The organism is Roseateles terrae (genome assembly GCF_014192155.1).
GTDB lineage: Bacteria > Pseudomonadota > Gammaproteobacteria > Burkholderiales > Burkholderiaceae_C > Roseateles > Roseateles terrae.
Genome location: NZ_JACHXO010000001.1, coordinates 1105456 through 1125984, shown reverse-complemented (window position 1 = coordinate 1125984; position 20529 = coordinate 1105456). Strand labels below are relative to the sequence as shown.

General features: G+C 64.9%; 19 protein-coding genes. 15 read left to right on the top strand and 4 right to left on the bottom strand.

The annotated features are described in order from the left end of the window. Position 1: 1 nt before the first annotated feature. The 13 genes from nuoH (at position 2) to FHS28_RS24720 (ending at position 14454) form a co-directional block, all read left to right on the top strand. Complete coding sequence (gene nuoH / locus FHS28_RS04685) at positions 2-1111, top strand: NADH-quinone oxidoreductase subunit NuoH (RefSeq protein ID WP_088448867.1); 1110 nt, start codon at positions 2-4, stop codon at positions 1109-1111. Between the two features lie 6 nt (positions 1112-1117). Next, complete coding sequence (gene nuoI, locus FHS28_RS04680; protein WP_058935571.1) at positions 1118-1615, top strand: NADH-quinone oxidoreductase subunit NuoI; 498 nt, start codon at positions 1118-1120, stop codon at positions 1613-1615. 74 nt (positions 1616-1689) lie between these two features. Continuing rightward, positions 1690-2328 carry an NADH-quinone oxidoreductase subunit J gene (locus FHS28_RS04675; protein ID WP_088448868.1) on the top strand — a complete coding sequence of 213 codons (639 nt, stop codon included), beginning with the start codon at positions 1690-1692 and terminating at the stop codon, positions 2326-2328. Beyond that, entirely contained in the window at positions 2328-2639 is a 312-nt protein-coding gene (nuoK, locus tag FHS28_RS04670) for an NADH-quinone oxidoreductase subunit NuoK (RefSeq protein ID WP_058935569.1), read from the top strand. The genes FHS28_RS04675 and nuoK overlap by 1 nt, the downstream gene beginning before the upstream one ends. A gap of 25 nt (positions 2640-2664) precedes the next feature. Further along, the gene (gene nuoL, locus FHS28_RS04665; RefSeq protein WP_088448869.1) at positions 2665-4704 is read left to right on the top strand and encodes an NADH-quinone oxidoreductase subunit L; all 2040 of its coding nucleotides are present in this window, start codon (positions 2665-2667) and stop codon (positions 4702-4704) included. 16 nt (positions 4705-4720) lie between these two features. Beyond that, positions 4721-6190 (top strand): NADH-quinone oxidoreductase subunit M, encoded by a 1470-nt coding sequence (locus FHS28_RS04660; RefSeq protein WP_088448870.1) that lies wholly within the window; start codon positions 4721-4723, stop codon positions 6188-6190. 12 nt (positions 6191-6202) lie between these two features. Then, positions 6203-7681: an NADH-quinone oxidoreductase subunit NuoN gene (gene nuoN / locus FHS28_RS04655; protein ID WP_088448871.1), complete on the top strand. Its 1479-nt coding sequence runs from the start codon at positions 6203-6205 to the stop codon at positions 7679-7681. Positions 7682-7722: 41 nt separating this feature from the next. Further along, on the top strand, positions 7723-8055 hold the full coding sequence (locus FHS28_RS04650; RefSeq protein ID WP_088448872.1) for a DUF2818 family protein: 333 nt from the start codon (positions 7723-7725) through the stop codon (positions 8053-8055). After that, positions 8039-8662 (top strand): NUDIX domain-containing protein, encoded by a 624-nt coding sequence (locus tag FHS28_RS04645; RefSeq protein ID WP_088448873.1) that lies wholly within the window; start codon positions 8039-8041, stop codon positions 8660-8662. The genes FHS28_RS04650 and FHS28_RS04645 overlap by 17 nt, the downstream gene beginning before the upstream one ends. 39 nt (positions 8663-8701) lie before the next feature. Beyond that, positions 8702-9319 (top strand): DUF1178 family protein, encoded by a 618-nt coding sequence (locus FHS28_RS04640; RefSeq protein WP_088448874.1) that lies wholly within the window; start codon positions 8702-8704, stop codon positions 9317-9319. A gap of 208 nt (positions 9320-9527) precedes the next feature. Next, positions 9528-10748: an efflux RND transporter periplasmic adaptor subunit gene (locus FHS28_RS04635; protein ID WP_246409484.1), complete on the top strand. Its 1221-nt coding sequence runs from the start codon at positions 9528-9530 to the stop codon at positions 10746-10748. 17 nt (positions 10749-10765) lie between these two features. Further along, positions 10766-14023: an efflux RND transporter permease subunit gene (locus tag FHS28_RS04630; protein ID WP_088448875.1), complete on the top strand. Its 3258-nt coding sequence runs from the start codon at positions 10766-10768 to the stop codon at positions 14021-14023. A gap of 29 nt (positions 14024-14052) precedes the next feature. Next, positions 14053-14454, top strand: a complete 402-nt coding sequence (locus FHS28_RS24720) for a pentapeptide repeat-containing protein (protein ID WP_184294148.1) — start codon at positions 14053-14055, stop codon at positions 14452-14454. Here FHS28_RS24720 and FHS28_RS04620 read toward each other — a convergent pair. Continuing rightward, entirely contained in the window at positions 14418-14675 is a 258-nt protein-coding gene (locus tag FHS28_RS04620) for a hypothetical protein (RefSeq protein WP_088448876.1), read from the bottom strand. The genes FHS28_RS24720 and FHS28_RS04620 overlap by 37 nt on opposite strands. Before the next feature lie 217 nt (positions 14676-14892). Beyond that, complete coding sequence (locus tag FHS28_RS04615) at positions 14893-15669, bottom strand: OBAP family protein (RefSeq protein ID WP_088448877.1); 777 nt, start codon at positions 15667-15669, stop codon at positions 14893-14895. 306 nt (positions 15670-15975) lie between these two features. Between FHS28_RS04615 and FHS28_RS04610 the strand changes: the two genes are divergently transcribed. Then, positions 15976-17304 (top strand): patatin-like phospholipase family protein, encoded by a 1329-nt coding sequence (locus FHS28_RS04610; protein ID WP_184294145.1) that lies wholly within the window; start codon positions 15976-15978, stop codon positions 17302-17304. On the opposite strand, the gene FHS28_RS04605 is transcribed toward FHS28_RS04610, so the two are convergent. Both FHS28_RS04605 and FHS28_RS04600 read right to left on the bottom strand, forming a co-directional pair. Next, entirely contained in the window at positions 17252-18673 is a 1422-nt protein-coding gene (locus FHS28_RS04605) for an FAD-binding oxidoreductase (RefSeq protein WP_088448879.1), read from the bottom strand. The two genes, FHS28_RS04610 and FHS28_RS04605, sit on opposite strands and share 53 nt — an antisense overlap. 43 nt (positions 18674-18716) lie before the next feature. Continuing rightward, positions 18717-19193, bottom strand: coding sequence for a DUF2069 domain-containing protein (locus FHS28_RS04600; protein WP_310736735.1), 477 nt, complete (start codon positions 19191-19193; stop codon positions 18717-18719). A gap of 19 nt (positions 19194-19212) precedes the next feature. On the opposite strand from FHS28_RS04600, the gene FHS28_RS04595 reads away from it, so the two are divergent. After that, positions 19213-20451 carry a YihY family inner membrane protein gene (locus FHS28_RS04595; RefSeq protein WP_246409482.1) on the top strand — a complete coding sequence of 413 codons (1239 nt, stop codon included), beginning with the start codon at positions 19213-19215 and terminating at the stop codon, positions 20449-20451. The last annotated feature ends 78 nt before the right edge of the window (positions 20452-20529 follow it).

Genomic DNA, 20529 nt, shown 5'->3' with positions numbered 1-20529 from the left:
GATGGATAACCTGTACAACGCCGGCGCCTCGCTGATGGATGGCGCTTTCTGGGCAGGCACCTGGATGGTGATCTGGAGCCTGCTGAAGATCATCGCGGTGGTCGCACCGCTGATGCTCTGCGTGGCCTATCTGACCCTGTGGGAACGCAAGGCCATCGGCTGGTCGCAGATCCGCCCGGGCCCGAACCGCGTGGGCCCGATGGGTCTGCTGACCCCGATCGCCGATGCGGTGAAGCTGATCTTCAAGGAGATCATCATCCCGTCGGCGGCCAACAAGAGCCTGTTCTTCCTGGGCCCCATCATGACCATCATGCCGGCCCTGGCCGCATGGGCGGTGGTGCCCTTTGGTCCGGGCGCGGCCGTGGCCGACGTCAATGCCGGCCTGCTGTTCGTGATGGCCATCACCTCGCTGGAAGTCTATGGCGTGATCATCGCCGGCTGGGCCTCCAACTCGAAGTACGCCTTCCTGGGTGCACTGCGGGCCTCGGCGCAGATGGTGTCGTATGAAATCGCCATGGGCTTCGCGCTGGTCATCGTGCTGATGGTCACCGGCTCGATGAACATGACCGACATCGTCGTCAGCCAGGACACCGGCAGGTTCGCCTCGATGGGCCTGAGCTTCCTCTCCTGGAACTGGCTGCCGCTGCTGCCGGTGTTCGTGGTGTATTTCATCTCGGGCCTGGCCGAAACCAACCGTCACCCGTTCGACGTGGTGGAAGGTGAATCGGAAATCGTGGCCGGCCACATGATCGAGTACTCGGGCATGTCGTTCGCGATGTTCTTCCTGGCCGAATACGCCAACATGATCCTCGTGTCCGCCCTGGCCGTGGTCATGTTCCTGGGCGGATGGGCCGCGCCGATCTCCTTCAGCCTGCTGGGCATGGACACCCCCTCGATCATCGAGAAGACCATGCCGCTGTGGAACTGGTTCTGGCTGTTCTTCAAGACCTTCGTGGTCGTGACCGGCTTCCTGTGGGTGCGTGCGACTTTCCCGCGCTTCCGCTATGACCAGATCATGCGTCTGGGCTGGAAGATCTTCATCCCCGTCACCCTGGTGTGGCTGGTGCTGGTGGGTCTGTGGATCCAGTCCCCCTTCAATATCTGGAAGTAATCCGAGGTGTCCGCTGTGAGCTCCATCAAGGACCTACTCAAGAGCTTCATGCTCACCGAGCTGTTCAAGGGCATGGCCCTGACCGGCCGGCATTTCCTCTCGCGCAACATCACGGTGCAGTTCCCGGAAGAGAAGACGCCGCTGTCGCCGCGTTTCCGCGGTCTGCATGCGCTGCGCCGGTACGAGAACGGTGAAGAGCGCTGCATCGCCTGCAAGCTGTGCGAAGCGGTGTGCCCGGCCATGGCCATCACCATCGAGTCCGATGTGCGTGCGGACGGCTCGCGCCGAACCACCCGCTACGACATCGACCTGACCAAGTGCATCTTCTGCGGCTTCTGCGAAGAAAGCTGCCCGGTGGACTCGATCGTCGAAACCGACATCTTCGAATACCACGGCGAAAAGCGTGGCGACCTCTACTTCACCAAGGAAATGCTCCTGGCTGTCGGGGACCGCTACGAGCCGCAAATCGCAGCCAGCAAGGAGGCCGACGCCAAGTACCGCTGAGTCCGGCGGTCTGGCGGCCTTCCCCGAGGGGAGGGCGGCCGGCCCTGCGCCTCAGCCTGCTTGCAGGAAACCCCATGAACATCACAACCCTGCTGTTCTACTTCTTCTCGGTCGTCCTGCTCGGGTCGTCGGTCCTTGTGATCACGGCTCGCAGCACGGTCTATTCGGCCCTGTTCCTGATCCTGGCCTTCTTCAACGCCTCCTGCATCTGGATGATGCTCAAGGCGGAGTTCCTGGCCATCACGCTGGTGCTGGTGTACATCGGCGCCGTCATGGTGCTGTTCCTGTTCGTCGTGATGATGCTGGATTTCGATTCAGACACGGTGCGCAAGGGCTTCTGGAAGCATGTGCCCGCCGCCGGTCTGATCGGTGCCTTCATCGCCCTGGAAATGGCGCTGATCCTGATGCCGGGTTTCCGCGTCAGCGAAGCCCAGGCCATGCCGGCTGAGGTGGCCAAGCTGGGCAATGCCAAGCTGCTGGGCATCAACATCTACACCCACTATCTGGCGCCGCTGCAGATCGCTGCCGTGCTGCTGCTGGTGGCCATCATTGCCGCCATCGCACTGACCCTGCGCGGCCGCAAGGACTCGCGTCATCAGGACCCGTCCGAACAGGTCCGCGTCAAGAAGGGCGACCGCCTGCGCATCATCAAGGTGGCCCCGACCGTGGAACAACCGGCCGTGCCGGCCGAGAAGAACGAAGGAGCCGCATGATGGGCGTTCTGACGCTGGGCCATTTCCTCACCCTGGGCGCCATCCTGTTCGCCCTGTCGGTGATCGGCATCTTCCTGAACCGCAAGAACCTGATCGTGCTGCTGATGGCCATCGAGCTGATGCTGCTGGCGGTCAACCTGAACTTCGTGGCCTTCTCCCACTACCTGGGCGACATGGCGGGTCAGGTGTTCGTGTTCTTCATCCTCACGGTCGCGGCGGCGGAGTCCGCCATCGGCCTCGCCATCCTGGTGGTGTTGTTCCGCAATCGCAGCAGCATCAACGTGGAAGAGCTGGACGCCCTGAAGGGCTGACGGGCGGCAGGAAGAGAGAAAAACAATGTCTGCAACACTTTCACAGAACATGCTGCTGGCGGTGCCGCTGGCACCGCTGGTCGGCGCGGTGGTGGCTGGCCTTTTCGGCAAGCAGGTGGGGCGCCGCGGCGCTCACACCGTCACCATCCTGGGCGTGCTCATCTCGCTGATCATCTCGGTGATGACGCTGAAGTCCGTCATCCAGGACGGCGCACGCTTCAACCAGACCCTCTATGAATGGATGAGCCTGGGCGGCCTGAAGATGGAAGTCGGCTTCATGATCGACGGCCTGTCCGCGATGATGATGTGCGTGGTGACCTTCGTCTCGCTGATGGTGCACATCTACACCATCGGCTACATGGAGGAAGACCCCGGCTACCAGCGCTTCTTCAGCTACATCTCGCTGTTCACATTCAGCATGCTGATGCTGGTGATGAGCAACAACATGCTGCAGCTGTTCTTCGGCTGGGAAGCGGTGGGTCTTGTGTCCTACCTGCTGATCGGTTTCTGGTACACCAAGCCGACGGCCATCTTCGCCAACATGAAGGCCTTCCTGGTCAACCGGGTGGGTGACTTCGGTTTCATCCTGGGCATCGGCCTGCTGGTGGCTTATGGCGGCTCGCTGAACTACACCGAGACCTTCGCCAAGGCGAATGAACTGGCCGCGATCAAGTTCCCCGGCCAGGACTGGATGATGCTGACCGTGGCCTGCATCTGCCTGTTCATCGGTGCGATGGGCAAGAGCGCGCAGTTCCCGCTGCACGTCTGGCTGCCGGATTCGATGGAAGGCCCGACCCCCATCTCCGCACTGATCCACGCGGCCACCATGGTGACCGCCGGCATCTTCATGGTGTCGCGCTTCAGCCCGCTGTTCGAGCTGAGCGACACCGCGCTGAACTTCATCATGGTGATCGGTGCCATCACGGCGCTGTTCATGGGCTTCCTGGGCATCATCCAGAACGACATCAAGCGCGTGGTGGCCTACTCCACGCTGTCGCAGCTGGGTTACATGACGGTCGCCCTGGGCGCTTCGGCCTACTCGGTCGCGGTGTTCCACCTGATGACGCACGCGTTCTTCAAGGCGCTGCTGTTCCTGGGTGCGGGCTCGGTGATCATCGGCATGCACCATGACCAGGACATCCGCAACATGGGCGGCCTGCGCAAGTACATGCCCATCACCTGGATCACCTCGCTGCTGGGTTCGCTGGCGCTGATCGGCACGCCGCTGTTCTCGGGCTTCTATTCGAAGGACAGCATCATTGAAGCGGTGCACGCCAGCCATCTGCCGGCGGCCGGATTCGCTTCGTTCGCCGTGCTGGCCGGTGTCTTCGTGACCGCCTTCTACAGCTTCCGGATGTACTTCCTGGTCTTCCATGGCAAGGAACACTTCCACCACAAGCCGTTCCCGGGCGAGCACGACCATCACGACGACCACGGCCATGGCCACGACCACACGCCGCATGAATCGCCGTGGGTGGTGACCATTCCGCTGATCCTGCTGGCCATCCCGTCGGTCGTGATCGGTTACCTGACCATCCAGCCGATGCTCCACGGTGACTTCTTCAAGGACGCCATCTTCGTGAACCATGACGTGCACCACGCCATGACCGAACTGGCGGAAGAGTTCCACGGTGCTGCCGCCATGGCGGTCCACTCGCTCAAGACCCTGCCGCTGTGGCTGGCCTTCGCGGGCGTGGTGACGGCTTATATCTTCTACATGGTCGCGCCGCAGATCCCGGCCACCCTCGCGCGGGTCTTCCGCCCGATCGTGACGATCCTGGAGAACAAGTACTACATGGACTGGTTCAACGAGAACGTGCTGGCCCGCGCCGCACGCATGCTCGGGACCGGCCTGTGGAAGGTGGGCGACCAGGGCATCATCGACGGCATCGTGATCAACGGCGGTGCACGCACCGTGGGCGGCATCGCCGGCCTGGTGCGACTGGTGCAAACCGGCCACCTCTACTGGTATGCGCTGGTCATGATCCTGGGTGTGGTCGGTCTGATGACCTGGCAGCTGTGGCCCCACATGGTCAACCAGCTGATGAACCTGTTCGGGCGTTGATCGGCGGAGAATAAGAATGTTGCTAAGTCTTGCCATTTGGCTGCCGGTCGTTTTCGGCGCCCTGTTGCTGGTGCTGGGTCGCGACGAGAACGCGGGCGCAATGCGCTGGCTCGCGCTCGGCGCCGCCGTGATCAGCTTCCTCGTCACGCTGCCCGTGATCACGGGCTTCAATGACGCCACTGCGGCGATGCAGTTCGTCGAGAAGGCGAACTGGATCGAACGCTTCAACATCCACTACCACCTGGGCGTGGATGGCATCTCGATGTGGTTTGTGCCACTGACCGCCTTCATCACCATCATCGTGGTGCTGTCGGCCTGGGAAGTGATCGAAACCCGGGTGCACCAGTACTACGGCGCCTTCCTGATCCTGTCGGGTCTGATGGTCGGGGTGTTCTCCGCCCTGGACGGCATGCTGTTCTACGTGTTCTTCGAGGCCACGCTGATCCCGATGTACATCATCATCGGCGTGTGGGGCGGTCCGCGTCGGGTCTACGCCGCGTTCAAGTTCTTCCTCTACACGCTGGCCGGCTCGCTGCTGATGCTGATTGCGCTGCTCTACCTGTACAACAAGTCGGGCAGCTTCGACATCCTCACCTGGCATCAGCTGCCGCTGCCGCTGTCGGCCCAGACGCTGCTGTTCTTCGCCTTCTTCGCGGCCTTCGCGGTGAAGGTGCCGATGTGGCCGGTCCACACCTGGCTGCCGGACGCTCACGTGGAAGCGCCGACCGCCGGTTCGGTGGTGCTGGCCGCCATCATGCTGAAGCTGGGCGCTTACGGCTTCCTGCGTTTCTCGATGCCCATCGCCCCCGATGCGGCCCGTGAGTACGCCTGGGTGATCGTGGCGCTGTCGCTGGTCGCGGTGATCTACATCGGCCTGGTGGCCATGGTCCAGCGCGACATGAAGAAGCTGGTGGCGTATTCGTCGGTGGCCCACATGGGCTTCGTGACGCTGGGCTTCTTCCTGTTCAATGAGCTGGGGGTCTCCGGCGCCATCGTGCAGATGATTGCCCACGGCTTTGTGTCCGGCGCCATGTTCCTGTGCATCGGCGTGCTGTACGACCGCGTTCACTCGCGTGAGATCGCCGACTACGGCGGTGTGGTCAACACCATGCCCAAGTTCGCGGCCTTCGCGGTGCTGTTCGGCATGGCCAACTGCGGTCTGCCCGCCACCGCCGGTTTCGTCGGCGAATGGATGGTGATCCTGGGTGCGGTGCAGTTCAACTTCTGGATCGGCCTGCTGGCTGCGACGGCGCTGATCTTCGGTGCTGCCTACACGCTGTGGATGATCAAGCGCGTCTACTTCGGTCCGGTGGCCAATGACAACGTCAAGGCCCTGACCGACATCAACGCACGTGAGTTCCTGATGCTGGCCATCCTGGCGGTTGCCGTGTTGTGGATGGGCGTGTATCCCAAGCCTTTCACCGACGTGATGCACCAATCGGTCACCGAGCTGCTCAAGCACGTCGCGGTGTCCAAGATTCAATAAGGGCCCACCACAATGACTGAAATGAACTGGGTCGCTGCCTACCCTGAAATTGCGCTGCTGGTGATGGCCTGTGTGGTCGCGCTGGTGGACCTGTTCGTCACCGATCCGCGTCGCACGCCCACCTATTGGCTGAGCCAGCTCAGCCTGGCGGTGGTGGCGGCCATGCACTTCGCGGCCCTGGGCGATGCGCCCGCGGTGGCGATGCAGGGCATGATGATCGTGGACCCGATGAGCCATCTGCTCTCCGGCGTCTCGGCCATCGCGCTGATCGTCACCCTGGTGTATGCCCGTCCGTACGCCGAATCCCGCGACATGCTCAAGGGCGAGCTGTTCACGCTGAGCATGCTGTCGCTGCTGGGCGTGGGCGTGATGGTGGCGGCCAACAACTTCCTGATGATCTATCTGGGTCTGGAGTTGATGAGCCTGTCGCTGTATGCCCTGACCGCACTGCGCCGCGACCATACGGTCTCGACCGAAGCGGCGATGAAGTACTTCGTGCTGGGCGCACTGGCCTCGGGCTTCCTGCTGTATGGCCTGTCGATGATGTACGGCGCCACCGGTTCGCTGTCCATTCCGCGTGTCTTCGAAGTGGTCGCCGCCGGCGCCCCCAACAAGGCGGTGCTGGTGCTGGGTGTGGTGTTCGTGGTGGCTGGCCTGGGCTTCAAGCTCGGTGCCGCTCCCTTCCACATGTGGGTGCCGGACGTCTATCAAGGCGCTCCGACCGCCGCCACGCTGCTGATTGGCGGCGCGCCCAAGCTGGCCGCCTTTGGCATCACGCTGCGCCTGCTGGTGGACGGCATGCTGGGCCTGGCCAATGACTGGCAGCAGATGCTGCTGGTGATGGCGGTGGCCTCGCTGGTGGTGGGCAACCTCGCCGCCATTGCGCAGACCAACCTCAAGCGCATGCTGGCCTATTCCACGATCGCCCAGATGGGCTTCGTGGTGCTGGGTCTGGCCTCGGGCGTGATCAACGGCTCCAGCGACTTCGCGCTGAATGCCTACAGCTCCGCCATGTTCTACGCCATCACCTACGTGCTGACCACGCTGGGCAGCTTCGGTCTGGTGATGCTGCTGTCGCGCCAGGGCTTCGAGTCCGAGCAGATCAGCGATCTGGCCGGTCTCTACAAGCGCAGCCCGTGGTATGCGCTGGTCATGGCCATCTACATGTTCTCGCTGACCGGCATCCCGCCGACGGCGGGCTTCTACGGCAAGCTGGCGGTGCTGCAGGCGATGGTCACCACCGGGTCCGAGCTGTACATCTGGCTGGCCGTGATCGCGGTGATGCTGTCGCTGATTGGCGCGTTCTACTACCTGCGTGTGGTCAAGGTCATGTTCTTTGACGAACCGACCGACCGTGCCGGGTTGACGGCGCCTGCCGATGCGCGCTTTGTGATGTCGATCAACGGCCTGGCGGTGCTGGTCCTGGGCATCCTGCCGGGCGGCCTGCTGACCCTGTGCAGCCAGGCGCTGACCCGCGCGCTGACGCACTGAAGCACTGAAGTAGCACCGAAAGAGGGCAGGGACGTTTCCGCATGGAGCAAAGCGCGTCGGTCTGGACCGTGCTGGTGGTGGCCCTGGTGGCCGCCAACCTGCCTTACCTCAGTTCCCGGGTGCTGCTGGTCGGCCCACGTCGTGAGCCCAAGGCCGCCGGCTGGCGTCTGCTGGAACTGTTCTTGCTGGCCCTCCTGACGCTGGCCATCGGGGTGGGCCTGGAGGCCCGCCTCGGCCAGCGGTATTCCCAGGGCTGGGAGTTCTACGCTGCCGCCCTGGCGCTGTTCATCACCCTGGGTTTTCCGGGTTTCGTCTGGCGCTACCTGCGCCGGTCCCGGACCCGTGTTCGAGAGTTCGATGACGACGACCGCTGACACTCCCTTCGACGGCATCCCGCCCGCCGCGGACGCCGACCCTCACCTCCGTGAATTGCCGCTCAGTGCCCAGTGGGTGTTGCGCGGCAATTTTCTTCAGGTCTCCCGCGACCGGGTACAACTGCCCGACGGCCGGGAAACCACCCGCGAATACATCCACCATCCCGGTGCGGCGGTGATCGTCCCCATCCTGGACGACGGCCGGCTGCTGCTCGAGCGGCAATATCGGTATCCGATGGGCCGGGTGATGCTGGAGTTCCCCGCTGGCAAGCTGGACCCGGACGAGGCGCCGATGGTCTGCGCCCAGCGGGAACTGCTGGAAGAAACCGGTTATCGGGCCACCGAATGGGCCTATGCCGGGGTGATGCACAACGCGATTGCCTATTCCACCGAACGCATCGAGATCTTCTTTGCGCGCGGGCTGGTGGCCGGAGAGCGCAAGCTGGACGTCGGGGAGTTCCTGGATGTCGTCGCCTACGACCAGGCGACGCTGGAGCAGATGGCCATCCGCGGCGAGCTGACCGATGCCAAATCGCTGACCTGCCTGCTGTGGCTGGCCCGCTGGCGCGACGGCGCCTGGCCGCTGAACTGGACCGCCGCGGCCTGAGCCCGGCAGACTGGCCCTGGAACGGCTAGCATTGCGCTCATGTTGGTACTGAATCTGGCGTGTGAGGCGGGCCACGGCTTTGAGGGCTGGTTCGGCTCCGCCACTGACTTTGAATCGCAGCAGCAGCGCGGTTTGCTGAGTTGCCCCCTGTGCAGCAGCGCGCAGGTGCGGCGCATGCCAAGCGCGCCGCGGCTGAATCTGTCGTCCGCGCCGGAACCGGCGGCCGCTGCCGGGCGCTCGTCTTCGGGCAACGGTGGCGACGCGAGCGGCCCTCGCAGTCCTTCCGGCCATCCCATGAGTCAATACCCGGGCCCGCATGACGGCCGACCGTCGGGCCGGCACAGGGACCTTCCGGCCGTCCGCAGTGATGGGCGCGCCGGCGATGGCCCCATCGTCCCGGCCACTGGCCCCCACACCGGCCTGACCCCAGCCGACCTGCAACGTCAGGTCATGCAGGCGGTGCGCCAGATCATGGCCAACACCGAAGACGTCGGCGAGCGGTTCGCTGAAGAGGCTCGCCGCATCCATTATGGCGAGACCGAAGCGCGTGGAATCCGCGGCCAGGCCACGCCCGACGAGGCCCAGGCGCTGGTGGAAGAGGGCATTGATGTGGTGGCGCTGGCGGTCCCCGAAGCGCTGAAAGATCCCCTTCAATAGGCGAACGGCACCCCCTGGCGGGTGTGACCATCATCACGGGTCGGCTTAGGCGTTAAGCTAGCGCGCTTTTCGCACGAACCCGGCATGGGTCTGGCTCCACGCCGACCTCCAAGACCGACGTGTGCACGCTGTAGTTCCAGGCGTGCGCGCAGGCGTGCGAACACCTCAGACTGTCTGTTCACCCGCCTGATTCTTCGGAGCTCGATTCATGCCGCCTCTGTCGCGCCTGTCGCTGATTGCCCTGGCCTCGCTGGCCGTCCTCACTGCCTGCAGCCGTCCCGATGCCAAGGCGGGCGGGGACGCGAAGAAGGACGCCAAGGCCGTGGCCGAGGCTGGTGCTGTCAGCCTGATCGTCGCGCCGGAAGACGTGCAGACGCTGGGCGAGAGCCAGTACGCCAGCGGCCCGGTCATCACCGGTTCCATCCAGCCCGAGCGCCGTGCGGATCTGCGGGCCGAGCTGCAGGCCGTGGTGTTGGCCGTCTACAAGGAAAACGGCGAGAGCGTGAAACGGGGGGACCTGCTGGTCCGCCTGGACGACACCGCCATCCGCGACAGCGTGCAGTCCGCCGATGAAGCGGTGCGGGCTTCCGGCCAGAGTTTCGAGCAGGCCGAACGCCAGTACCAGCGGCTCAAGACGCTGCAGGCGCAGGGCATGAGCTCCATCCAGGCGATGGAAGACGCCGAGGTTCGCCGCAACAACGCCCAGAGTGACCTGGTGGCCGCCAAGGCCCGTCAGGCCACCGCCCGCCAGCAGCAGCAGCGCACCGAAATCCGCGCGCCGTTTGACGGCGTGGTGAGCGACCGCAAGGTGTCGCCCGGCGACTCCGCCCAACTGGGCAAGGAACTGATCAAGGTCATGGACCCCGCCAGCATGCGCTTCGAAGGGCTGGTGTCGGCGGACCGCATGGCCGAACTCAAGCTGGGCCAGGTGGTCTACTTCAAGGTCAACGGGTATCCGCAGGTGGACTTCCAGGGCAAGATCCGCCGCATTGCGCAGGCGGCCAACACCAACACCCGCCAGGTGGAAGTGCTGGTGGACTTCAGCGGCGCGCAGCAGCCCGGCGTGGCGGGTCTGTATGCCGAAGGCCGGGTGCAGGCCACCAGCGTCTCCGCGCTGATGGTGGCCGACAACGCGCTGGTGCGTGAGGGCGACCGCAGTTACGTCTGGCGCATCGACGGAGCCAAGCTGCACAAGGTGGAAGTGAAGCTCGGCGCCCGCGACGAGCGGCAGGGCCTGTATGTGGTGGCCGGGGGCCTCAAGAGCGGCGACCGGCTGCTGCGCCATCCCAACATCACGTTGCAGGATGGCCAGGCGGTCACCTTCACCAAGGCCTTGCCACCGCCTGCCGCGCCCTCGGCCCCCAAGCCGTCCACCATGACCTCCTCCGCGCAGGGCTGTGAGCCCCTGCTGCGTTCGCGGGCCGCCTGATCCGCACGGAGACGACCATGTTCCTTTCCAATTTCTCGGTCAAGAAGCCGGTCGCCATGATCGTGGTGATCATCATGCTGATGTGCATGGGGCTGCTGGCCTTGTCCAAGTTGCGGGTCAACCAGATTCCGGACGTCCAGGAACCGGTGATGGTGGTCGCCATCACCTATCCGGGTGCGTCTCCGGAGACGGTGGAGCGCGAGGTGATCAACCGCATCGAGAAATCGATGCAGAGCATCCCGGGCGTGACCGAGGTGCGGGCCACCGCCAATGAAGGCACGGCCCAGTTCATCCTCATCTACGAGTTCAACAAGAACATGGCCGAGGCGGCCGATGAGATCCGCAATGCCATTGGCGCGGTTCGTCACAAGCTGCCGACGGAAATGCGCGAGCCGGTGCTGCAGCGCTATGACCCGTCCTCCGAGCCGGTGATGCAGCTGGCGCTGTCGTCCAGCGCCGAAAGCCATGCGGAGATTTCCCGCCTGGCGGAGGACCAACTGGCAGACCGGTTCCGGGCCCTGTCCGGTGTGGCCACCGTCACCGTCAACGGCGCGCTCAAGCGCGAGCTGTCGGTGCTGCTGAATGCGCAGAAACTGCGGGAGTTCAATGTCTCGGTGACCGAAGTGGTGCAGGCCCTGCGCATGCAGAACACGACGGCGCCGGTGGGCAAGGTGCGCGGCACCATGGAAGACCAGAGCATCCGGCTGCTGGGACGGCTCGAATCGCCGGAGGACTTCACCCAGATCGTGGTCAAGCGCTCCGGCAATGAGCTGGTGCGGCTGGGTCAGGTGGCCACGGTGCAGGACGGTTTCGCCGAGCAGACCGGTCTGTCGGTGCGCAACGGCAATCCCAACGTCGGTCTGGCGGTCACCCGCTCGCGGGATGCATCCACCGTCTCGGTAGCCAATGAAACCCGGCAGCTGGTCGACGAGATCAACAAGACGCTCAAGCCGGGCACCAAGCTGGAGGTGACGCAGGACGGTGGCAAGGATGCGCAGGACAGCCTGAACAACGTCATTCATGCGCTGGTCTTCGGCGCCGGGCTGACCGTCTTCGTGGTGTACGTGTTCCTGAACTCCTGGCGCTCCACCCTGATCACGGCGCTGTCGCTGCCGACGTCGGTGGTGGCGGCCTTCATCGCCGTGTGGCTGTGCGGCTTCACCCTGAACTTCATGAGCCTGCTCGGTCTGTCGCTCGCTATCGGGGTGCTGATCGACGATGCCATCGTGGTGCGTGAGAACATCGTCCGGCACATGGAACGGGGGGCGGATCGCCGCACGGCGGCGCTCAAGGGTACGGCCGAGATCGGACTGGCCGTGGCCGCCACCACCTTCTCCATCGTGGCGGTGTTTGTGCCGGTGGCCTTCATGCCGGGCGTGTCCGGCGAATGGTTCCGGCCGTTCGGCCTGACCGTGGTGGCGTCGGTGCTGGTGTCGCTCTTCATCTCCTTCACCCTTGACCCGATGCTGTCGGCCTATTGGGGCGACCCACCCGGGTATCACGAGCAGAAGAAGACGGGCATTTCGCGCCTGCTGGAACGCTTCAACCACTGGTTCGACCATCAGGCGGACCGGTATGGCCGAGTCATCGCCTGGGCACTCCATCACCGCCGCTGGATGGCCTTCTTTGCGGTGCTGAGTTTCATCCTGGCCATCGTGTTGCAGTCCAAGTTCGGGGGCAGCAGTTTCCTGCCGAAGACGGACTCGGGCAACATCGCGGTGGATGTGCGCACGCCTGCGAGTTCCAGCCTGGAATATTCGCGGCTGAAGGTGGGCGCCGCGGCGGCGCTGGCCCGCGAGATTCCGGAAACCAAAGCGACCAATGAGACGGTCAACGTCAGCGGCGGCCGCATCTATGTGGACCTGGGCAAGAGCACGCAGCGCAAGCGCAGTGCGGCGGAGATTGCGGCGGACCTGCGCACGCGGGTGTCTCGTCTGGTCGGCGCGGAATACACCGTGCTGGACGATTTGAACAATGGCGCGCAGAAGCCGGTGCAGATTCGCTTCTCGGGTACCGATTCACGCAAGCTGATGGAGCTGACGACTGAGTTCATGGAGAAACTGCGCAAGGTGCCGGGCGCAGTGGATGTGGGCTTGTCGGAACAGGATCCGCAGGATGAATTGCAGATCGAGCTGAATCGTGGGCTGGCCAACTCGCTGGGCATTTCGGTGGGGGACGCAGCCAATGCGCTGCGGGTGGCCTTTGCCGGCGTGGAAGTCGGCGACTGGGTCGACCCGAGCGGTGAAACGCGCGATGTGGCGGTGCGGCTGGCGCCGCAGGACCGTGTGGATGCGTCCAACATCGAGCGGCTGCCGATTTCGGTCACGGGTACCGGCGTGATGGTGCCGCTGGAGCAGATCGCGACGGTGACGATGGGCAAGGGCCCCGCCAAGATCCAGCACGCGGACGGCAAGCGGATGATTGCGGTGTCTGCGAATGCGCACGGGCGATCGTCCGGCGAGGTGACGGCGGATGCGAAGGCACTGGCCCAGTCAATCAATTTCCCTCCGGGCTACGGCATCGCCCTGGCCGGGGACGCCAAGAGCCAGCAGGAAGTGTTTGGCGCGATGATCGTCGCGCTGGGTTCGGGCATCGGGCTGATGTATCTGATCCTGGTGATGCAGTTCGGCAGCTTTACCGCGCCGGCCGGGGTGATGTTGTCCTTGCCGCTGTCCCTCATTGGCGTGGTGGTGGCGCTGCTGGTGAGCAATGGCGGGCTGAACCTGATGAGCCTGATCGGCGTGATCATGCTGGCGGGGCTGGTGGCCAAGAATGCGATCCTGCTGCTGGATGCTGCGCGCCATGAAGAATCGGAAGGCGTGCCGCGTGAAGAGGCGCTGATGCATGCGGGTCGCAAGCGCTTCCGCCCGATTCTGATGACGACCTTCGCCCTGATCGCCGGCATGTTGCCGGTGGCCATTGGCGTCGGGGAGGGCGGTGAGTTCTATCGGCCGATGGCGGTGGCCATCATCGGCGGGACGATCACCTCCACGGTGTTGACGCTGCTGATGGTGCCGTGCTTCTACGACAGCATTGAACTGTTCTTTGATCGGCAGAAAGCCCGCACGGCGCGCTGGAGCGAACGGGGCAAGGCGCCGGTGGCCTGGGCCCTCAATGCGGTGCAGACGGTGCTGGTGTTCCTGGCGCTGATCACCGGACTGCTGTTTGTCTGGTGGGTGGTGGAGGCGGCGCTGAGCAAGCGCAAGCCGAAGGCGCCGGTGCAGCCCACCGCGACCGCTGCGCTGCGAGAGCAGCCGGGGTTGGGGGACGATTGATGGCGCTTTTTCGCTGAAGGCGTGGAGCCATGGCTGCACTGCATGAGGGTGCCGATTTCGCCGGCCGGTCCGATCTTCCAAGAGGTTGGGCGCAGGATGTTTTTCAATGTTGCACCTTCTCCCATCTGGAGATTGAGGGTGCTGCCTTTGAAGGCATCTTGAGCGACTGCCGCATCGAGAACTCCTCCTGGTATTGGGGACTGTTCAACACAACGAAGTTTGTGGATGTGCAATTCACCGACTGCCTCTTCCGTGGATCAGCCTTCTCGGGGTGTGTATTCGTCAGGTGCCGATTCAGCAGGTCAGCCGCAGTTCTCGATCGCCCTGAAACGGTCCGTGGAATCGATTTGCGCAACAGGCCGCTCTGGGACGGTTCGTCGCGGTTGCGTGGGTGTCAGTCGCCCGAAGGGACGTGCTCGATGAACTCGTGAGGCACGCCAAAGGAATGCCCGCTGTAGAAGGCGTCGCTGCCGGTCTCAGCCAGGGTGCCAAAGCCAAGCCAGAAGTTCTGATGGCAGTCCACTTCGGTGACAACAGCACAGTGACCGACAAAGCTGAGCATCTCTTGCTGCTCCGTGACGGGCAGGTCATGGATCAGCCAATCCGGAAGACCCAGCAGTCGGACGCGGTCGCCAACGCGAATATCAGTCATGCGTTGAGTCGAGGAGTTGTGAGGGCGTCCCGCTTGGCCCATCAAAGGACTGCTTCTTGGACGAGCCAGCAAGGCGATCAGTCAGTAAACCCATATCTTAGTCTTGCCGGCTGGCTGACCGGTCTCCATCACTCGGGCGACGACACGGCCCGTCTCTGCATGCGCGCAACCCTCGGCGTACCAGCCCTGAGTGAGTGGGCTAGCGTTGCCCCCACATTCAGTGCCCAGCCCCTGAAGCCCCATGCGACATGCCGCCGCCGTCCGGCAGCTGAATCACCTGGCCGCGCTGCCACGCATCCGCCCCGGGATCGATGGGCGGCGCCGCAATGCCGTCCCGTTCCTCCCGCTTCTTGGCGCTGCGGATCTGCAGACGCTGGTCACGCTGCTCCACCAGCGCGGCATCCACCTGACCGTCGGCCGTGAAGCCCATCATCAATTGCGGCATGCCCAGCGGCAGCGACTTCTCGCGATCCGTGTGCCAGGTGTGCCAGGTCTTCCCGTAGGTCCCCACCAGCTGCTTCATCAGCTGGACCTCGGCCGCAGCCGGGATGCCCGGGGCCACCAGTTGTCCGGATTTCACTTCGTGAACATGGCTGTGCCACAGCGGTTTTTCGCTGGGCGGCAAGCCGGCAAAGAGTGCAGCACTGATGACGTATTCGACGCCCATCAGTTTGGCGTCCTTGCGGCTGCCGTCATAGATGACGCATTGAATGACATCGGCATTGAGCACTGAACAGAAGTGATGCGCCTCCATCTGCTCTCTCGGACGGCCGTTGTAGAAGTGAAAGCCGTCCAGATAGACATTCAGGGCATCGATGGGCGGCTTGTCCTGCAGGACAACTGCACCTGCCTCCAGCACCCGTGTGGAGGCGCTGGCCGGCTGGCCTGGAGATTCAACCTGCGACGGGCTTCCCCGGTCTCCGCACGCTGAGAGTGTGGCGACGCCGAGCAGGATCCACGGGAACGACAGAACGGCAGGTGTCCGGAAGCGCATGCGATCTCCAGAAGGGAATGGGCGGTCGCGGCAAGCCCGATTCCCGAGCGAAGTCGCCCATCATTGCCTGTGCCACGGCCGGATGCGCTCAGGCGCGCCATGTGCTGGCCAGCCCATGCCTTCCTTCCACTCAGACGCTGTCCTGTCCTGCCGGTTCTGGCCTTGCGCGGCTCCGGGTCCGGACATGGTCGCCAGGAGAATCGCCATGAACGCATTGGTTCGTCCTCGACGACGTCTCCGCACGTCCCCCGCCTCCCCCGCGAGCCCCGCGAGTGCCGGCATTGCGGTGCACCTGAGGGGTGCAGCATGAGTGCGGACGCACAGGTGTACTTCTGCCTGGGCGGTGGCAGCGCGTTAGGCGCGTATGGCGCAGGCGCCGCCGCGACCTTGCTGGAGCGCGGCATTGCACCGGATGTGTTGTGCGGTGTATCGGTCGGCGCGACGGTGGCCGCCATCGTGGCGGGCAACCGGCCCGAGGATCGAGTGCCCCGGCTGCAGCAGTACTGGCATGCCGCGCAGTCCGGTGACCTGCCCATGACCGGTATGGCCTTGTCGGCCACCGGGGCGGACAGCGCCTCGTCCCTCCCAGCCCTTTCGGCCTGGCATGCAGGAACCCCGGCAGCGTGGAGAGCTGGCAGCAACGCCCTGCATGCGATGTCCAGCCTGATCACGGGGCGCCCGGGCTTCTTCCGTCCCCGGTGGCCTGGCGTGCTCTCGCTGTTGCCGTTCATGCCGCCCGACCCCGGCATGTTCGATCCACATCCACTGCTGAAGACACTGCCCGCATTCATCGACTTCGAATGGCTCCATCGCGAGGGCCCCCGATTGGTGATCGATGCCGTCGACGTCGAGACCGGCGAGACGGTGCGGTTTGACAGTCGCAGGGACCGCATCACGCCGGAACATCTGGTCGCGGCCGCCAGTCTGCCGCCGGCGTTTCCGCCCGTCCGTCTCGGACAACGGTCACTGGTGGATGCCGGATTGGTCGCGAATGTGCCGCTGGACCTTGCACTGTTTGAAGCCTCCGGTCGCCGAACCGTCTATGCAGTGGACCCCTTCTGCCTGGGCGGTGTTACGCCCACGACGTTGGACGAGAGTGCCCAACGGGCGCAGGACCTGGCATTCAGCGCCCAGACCGAGCGCACGCTGGAGGCGCTGCGACGGGAGCAGCGACTCAGGGCGCAGCTGAATGACCGCCAGCCACGTCCGGCGACAGGCCGGGCCACCGACGGGAAGGGGCCGCGCGATGCGGCGCCGCGCCGGTCCGACGACGAGCATCTTGAGTTGCTGCTGGCAAATTACCGAGCGCCGTCTGCGGCGACCGGTCTGAAGGCCCTGGACTTTTCCGGGCGATCACTCCGGGAGCGCTGGGAGGCGGGGGCGCAAGACATGGAGCAGCTCTTGCGAATGCGGGAGCGCGGACAGCGAACGGAGACGGGTGAGGGCTATGCGATATACCGCCAGTCGCGACAGCAAGACGTCGCAACGAGCGCGCCGGACCCGTCGCGACGCCCCGGTCGCCATTCACCGCTGATTGCGTCTCGGATTTCGCCTCGAACTTCACCGCTGACGGCTGCCGGGTTCACACCACCCGATTCGGATTCAGCAACCCCCTCGGATCCAGCGCCTGCTTGATCTGCCGCATCAGCGCCAGGGCCACCGGGCTCTTGCGCTGTGCCAGTTCCTCCCGCTTGAGCTGACCAATGCCGTGTTCGGCCGAGATCGAGCCGCCGTGGGCCATCACCTGGTCATACACCACGGCATTCACCGCCGCTTCATGGGTCTTCAGGAACTCCGCCGCCGAGACACCCGCCGGCGACTGCACGTTGTAGTGCAGGTTGCCATCGCCCAGGTGCCCAAAGTTCACCAGCCGTGATCCGGGAAACCGCTCGGCCAACAGTCCATCACACGCCGCCACGAAGTCCGGAATCCGTGACACCGGCAGTGCGATGTCGTGTTTGATGTTGAGCCCTTCCTCACTCTGCGCCAGCGGAATCGATTCACGCAGATGCCACATCGCCTGACTTTGGGAGAGGCTCTCCGCGACCGCTGCATCGTCGATCACGCCGTCTTCCAGCGCTTGGGAGAGGACGCCCTCGAATTGCTCCCGAGCATGCGATTCGCCTTCGTTGTCGGAGAGCTCCAACAGCACCGTCCACGGACGCGCGCCCAGCGGCTGCGCCAGTTGCGGGAAATGCTTGGCCACCAACGCCAGCGACTGGGCATTCATCACTTCGAATCCGGTCAGCGACGCCCCGCATCGCGACTGCGCCATGCCCAGCAAGGCCACCGTGGCGGACAGCGACGCGCAAGCCGCGAGTGCCGTCATCCGCGCGCGCGGCTGAGGGAACAGCTTCAGCGTGGCCGCCGTGATGATGCCCAGTGTGCCTTCGGCGCCAATGAACAGGTCTCGCAGGTCATAGCCGGTGTTGTCCTTGCGCAGCCCCGACAGCCCATCCCAGATCTCACCTTCCGCCGTCACCACCTCCAGCCCCAGGCACAACTCGCGGGCATTGCCGTAGCGCAGCACCTGGGTGCCGCCCGCATTGGTGGAGAGATTGCCGCCGATGGTGCAACTGCCTTCCGCCGCCAGGCTCAGGGGGAACAGCAATCCGGCCTGGCGCGCGGTGTCCTGCACCTGCTGCAACACGCAGCCGGCCTCGACGGTCAGGGTCAGGTTGGCCGCGTCCAGGTGCCGCACCTTTTGCATCCGCCGCAGGCTCAGCAGCAATTGCGTCCCGGAGTCATCCGGCACGCCGCCGCCGACCAAGCCCGTATTGCCGCCCTGAGGCACGACCGACACCCCGTGCGCCCGCGCCAGCTTCACCACGGCGGCCACCTCGCCGGTCGTCCCGGGTCGCACCACGGCCAGCGCACGACCGTTGTAGCGCTTGCGCCAGTCTTGCTGGTAGGGCGTGAGTTCGGTGTCCGGCAGGGCGCCGGGCACGAGCACATGGGCATCGCCCAGCAACGGGCGCAGGGCGTCGATCAGGGGATGGGTCATGCTCGATTCCTTCGGGTGGCGACGCCGGCCGGTCGCGTGCAATTCAGGTCGGCGCGCCAGGCGTGGCGTCGGCTCCTGACGGTGATGGTGACGGCGACAGTGATTGCGACGGCGACGCCTCTGCGCGGCCCGCAGCCAGGCGCTGCCGCACATGCATCGCACAGGCCACGAAGATCACCACCGACAGCACCACTTCCGCCGCCGCGAGCGTAGCCCCCAGACCCGGCTCCGAGGTGGCGCGCACCAGTCCTTCCATCGCATACAGCCAGACGAAGAGGCTGAGCGCACGGAAGGTGTAGAGCCGGTAGCGCCACAGCCCGGCCAGCGGGAGCAGCAGCGGCAGCGCCTTCAGCGCCAGCGTGCCGCGCCCCACCGGCAGCAGCCACGCTTCCCAGGCCAGGCACAGCAAGGCCAGGGCGATGGTGGCGCCCAGCGCCACATTCCGACTGAGCCGCTGCGCGGGATTCGGCCGTGCGTGGGTGCGGTCGATCATCGGCGGCTGAGCATGCGAACTTGACATGGCTGGCATCATAGCCACCATGAACATCAGGTTGCGTGGGCCAGAGCAGGGCTGGCGGGAGGGATTGCGAGAGCTGGGCCAGGGCCTGCTCCGCTGGCCATGGCTGGAGACGTTCCGGATCTTCGTGCAGCGCTACCGGGAGGAGCGCCTCGGCCTGACCGCTGGCAGTCTCACGTTCACGACGCTGATTTCGCTGGTGCCGCTGCTGACGGTGGCGCTGGCTTTGTTCACCGCCTTTCCGATGTTCTCCGCCTTCCAGGTGGCGCTGGAGAAATACTTCCTGAAGTCCCTGGTGCCGGACACCATCGCCCGTCCGGTGCTGGGCTCGCTGACGCAGTTTGCGGCCAAGGCCAACCGGCTGGGCGCGGTGGGCCTGGTGGTGCTGGCGGTGACGGCGCTGTCGCTGATGCTGACCATCGACCGCACCCTCAACCAGATCTGGCGGGTGCAGCGGCCGCGGCCGATTGCGCAGCGGGTGCTGGTGTACTGGGCGGCGATGACGCTCGGGCCCTTGCTGCTGGGCGGCAGCCTCACACTGACCAGCTACCTGATCACCAGCGGCAAGGATCTGGTGGACAACCTGCCACGGGCGATGGTGGTGTTGCTGTCCAGTGTGGATTTGATGGTGCTGTGGGCGGCGATGGCGGCCCTGTTCCATTACGTTCCCAACACCGATGTGCGCTGGCGCCATGCGCTGGTGGGGGCGGGCTTTGTGGCGGTGGCCTTCCACCTGGCGAAGCAGGCCCTGGCCTGGTATGTGAAGCAGGTCCCGACCTATTCGACCCTGTATGGCGCGTTTGCGACGGTGCCGATCTTCCTGATCTGGATCTATGTCGGCTGGTCGATCGTGCTGCTGGGCGCCATCCTGGCGGCCAATGCGCCGGCACTGGCGGGCGGTGTGAGCGTGCGCCGGCAGGCGCCGGGCATGCAACTGGAGCTGGCCCTGGACATCCTGCGGGAGCTGGAGACGGCACGGGGGTCCGGGGAGACGGGCTTGACGATGCTGGCCTTGTCCCAGCGCCTGTGCGTGGACCCGCTGCAACTGGAGCCGGTGGTGGATCAATTGCTCGACCTGGACTGGGTCGGCCGGCTGGAGGAGGAGGGCGCCCAGCGGCTGGTGCTGCTGTGTGACCCCGCAGCCACCCGGGCCGAGCCCTTGATCCAGAGTCTGCTGCTGCCGCGCACCGAAGGGCTCGGTGCGTTGTGGGCCGGCGCGCAGTGGGATCAGCTGTCGCTGCGCACCTTGCTGCAGCGTTGAGGGACCTGGTGGTCCTCAACGAGCGCAGCCACAGGCGTTGCAGCCTGGCCTGAAGAGGCTGGCTGCAGTGCTGGCGGA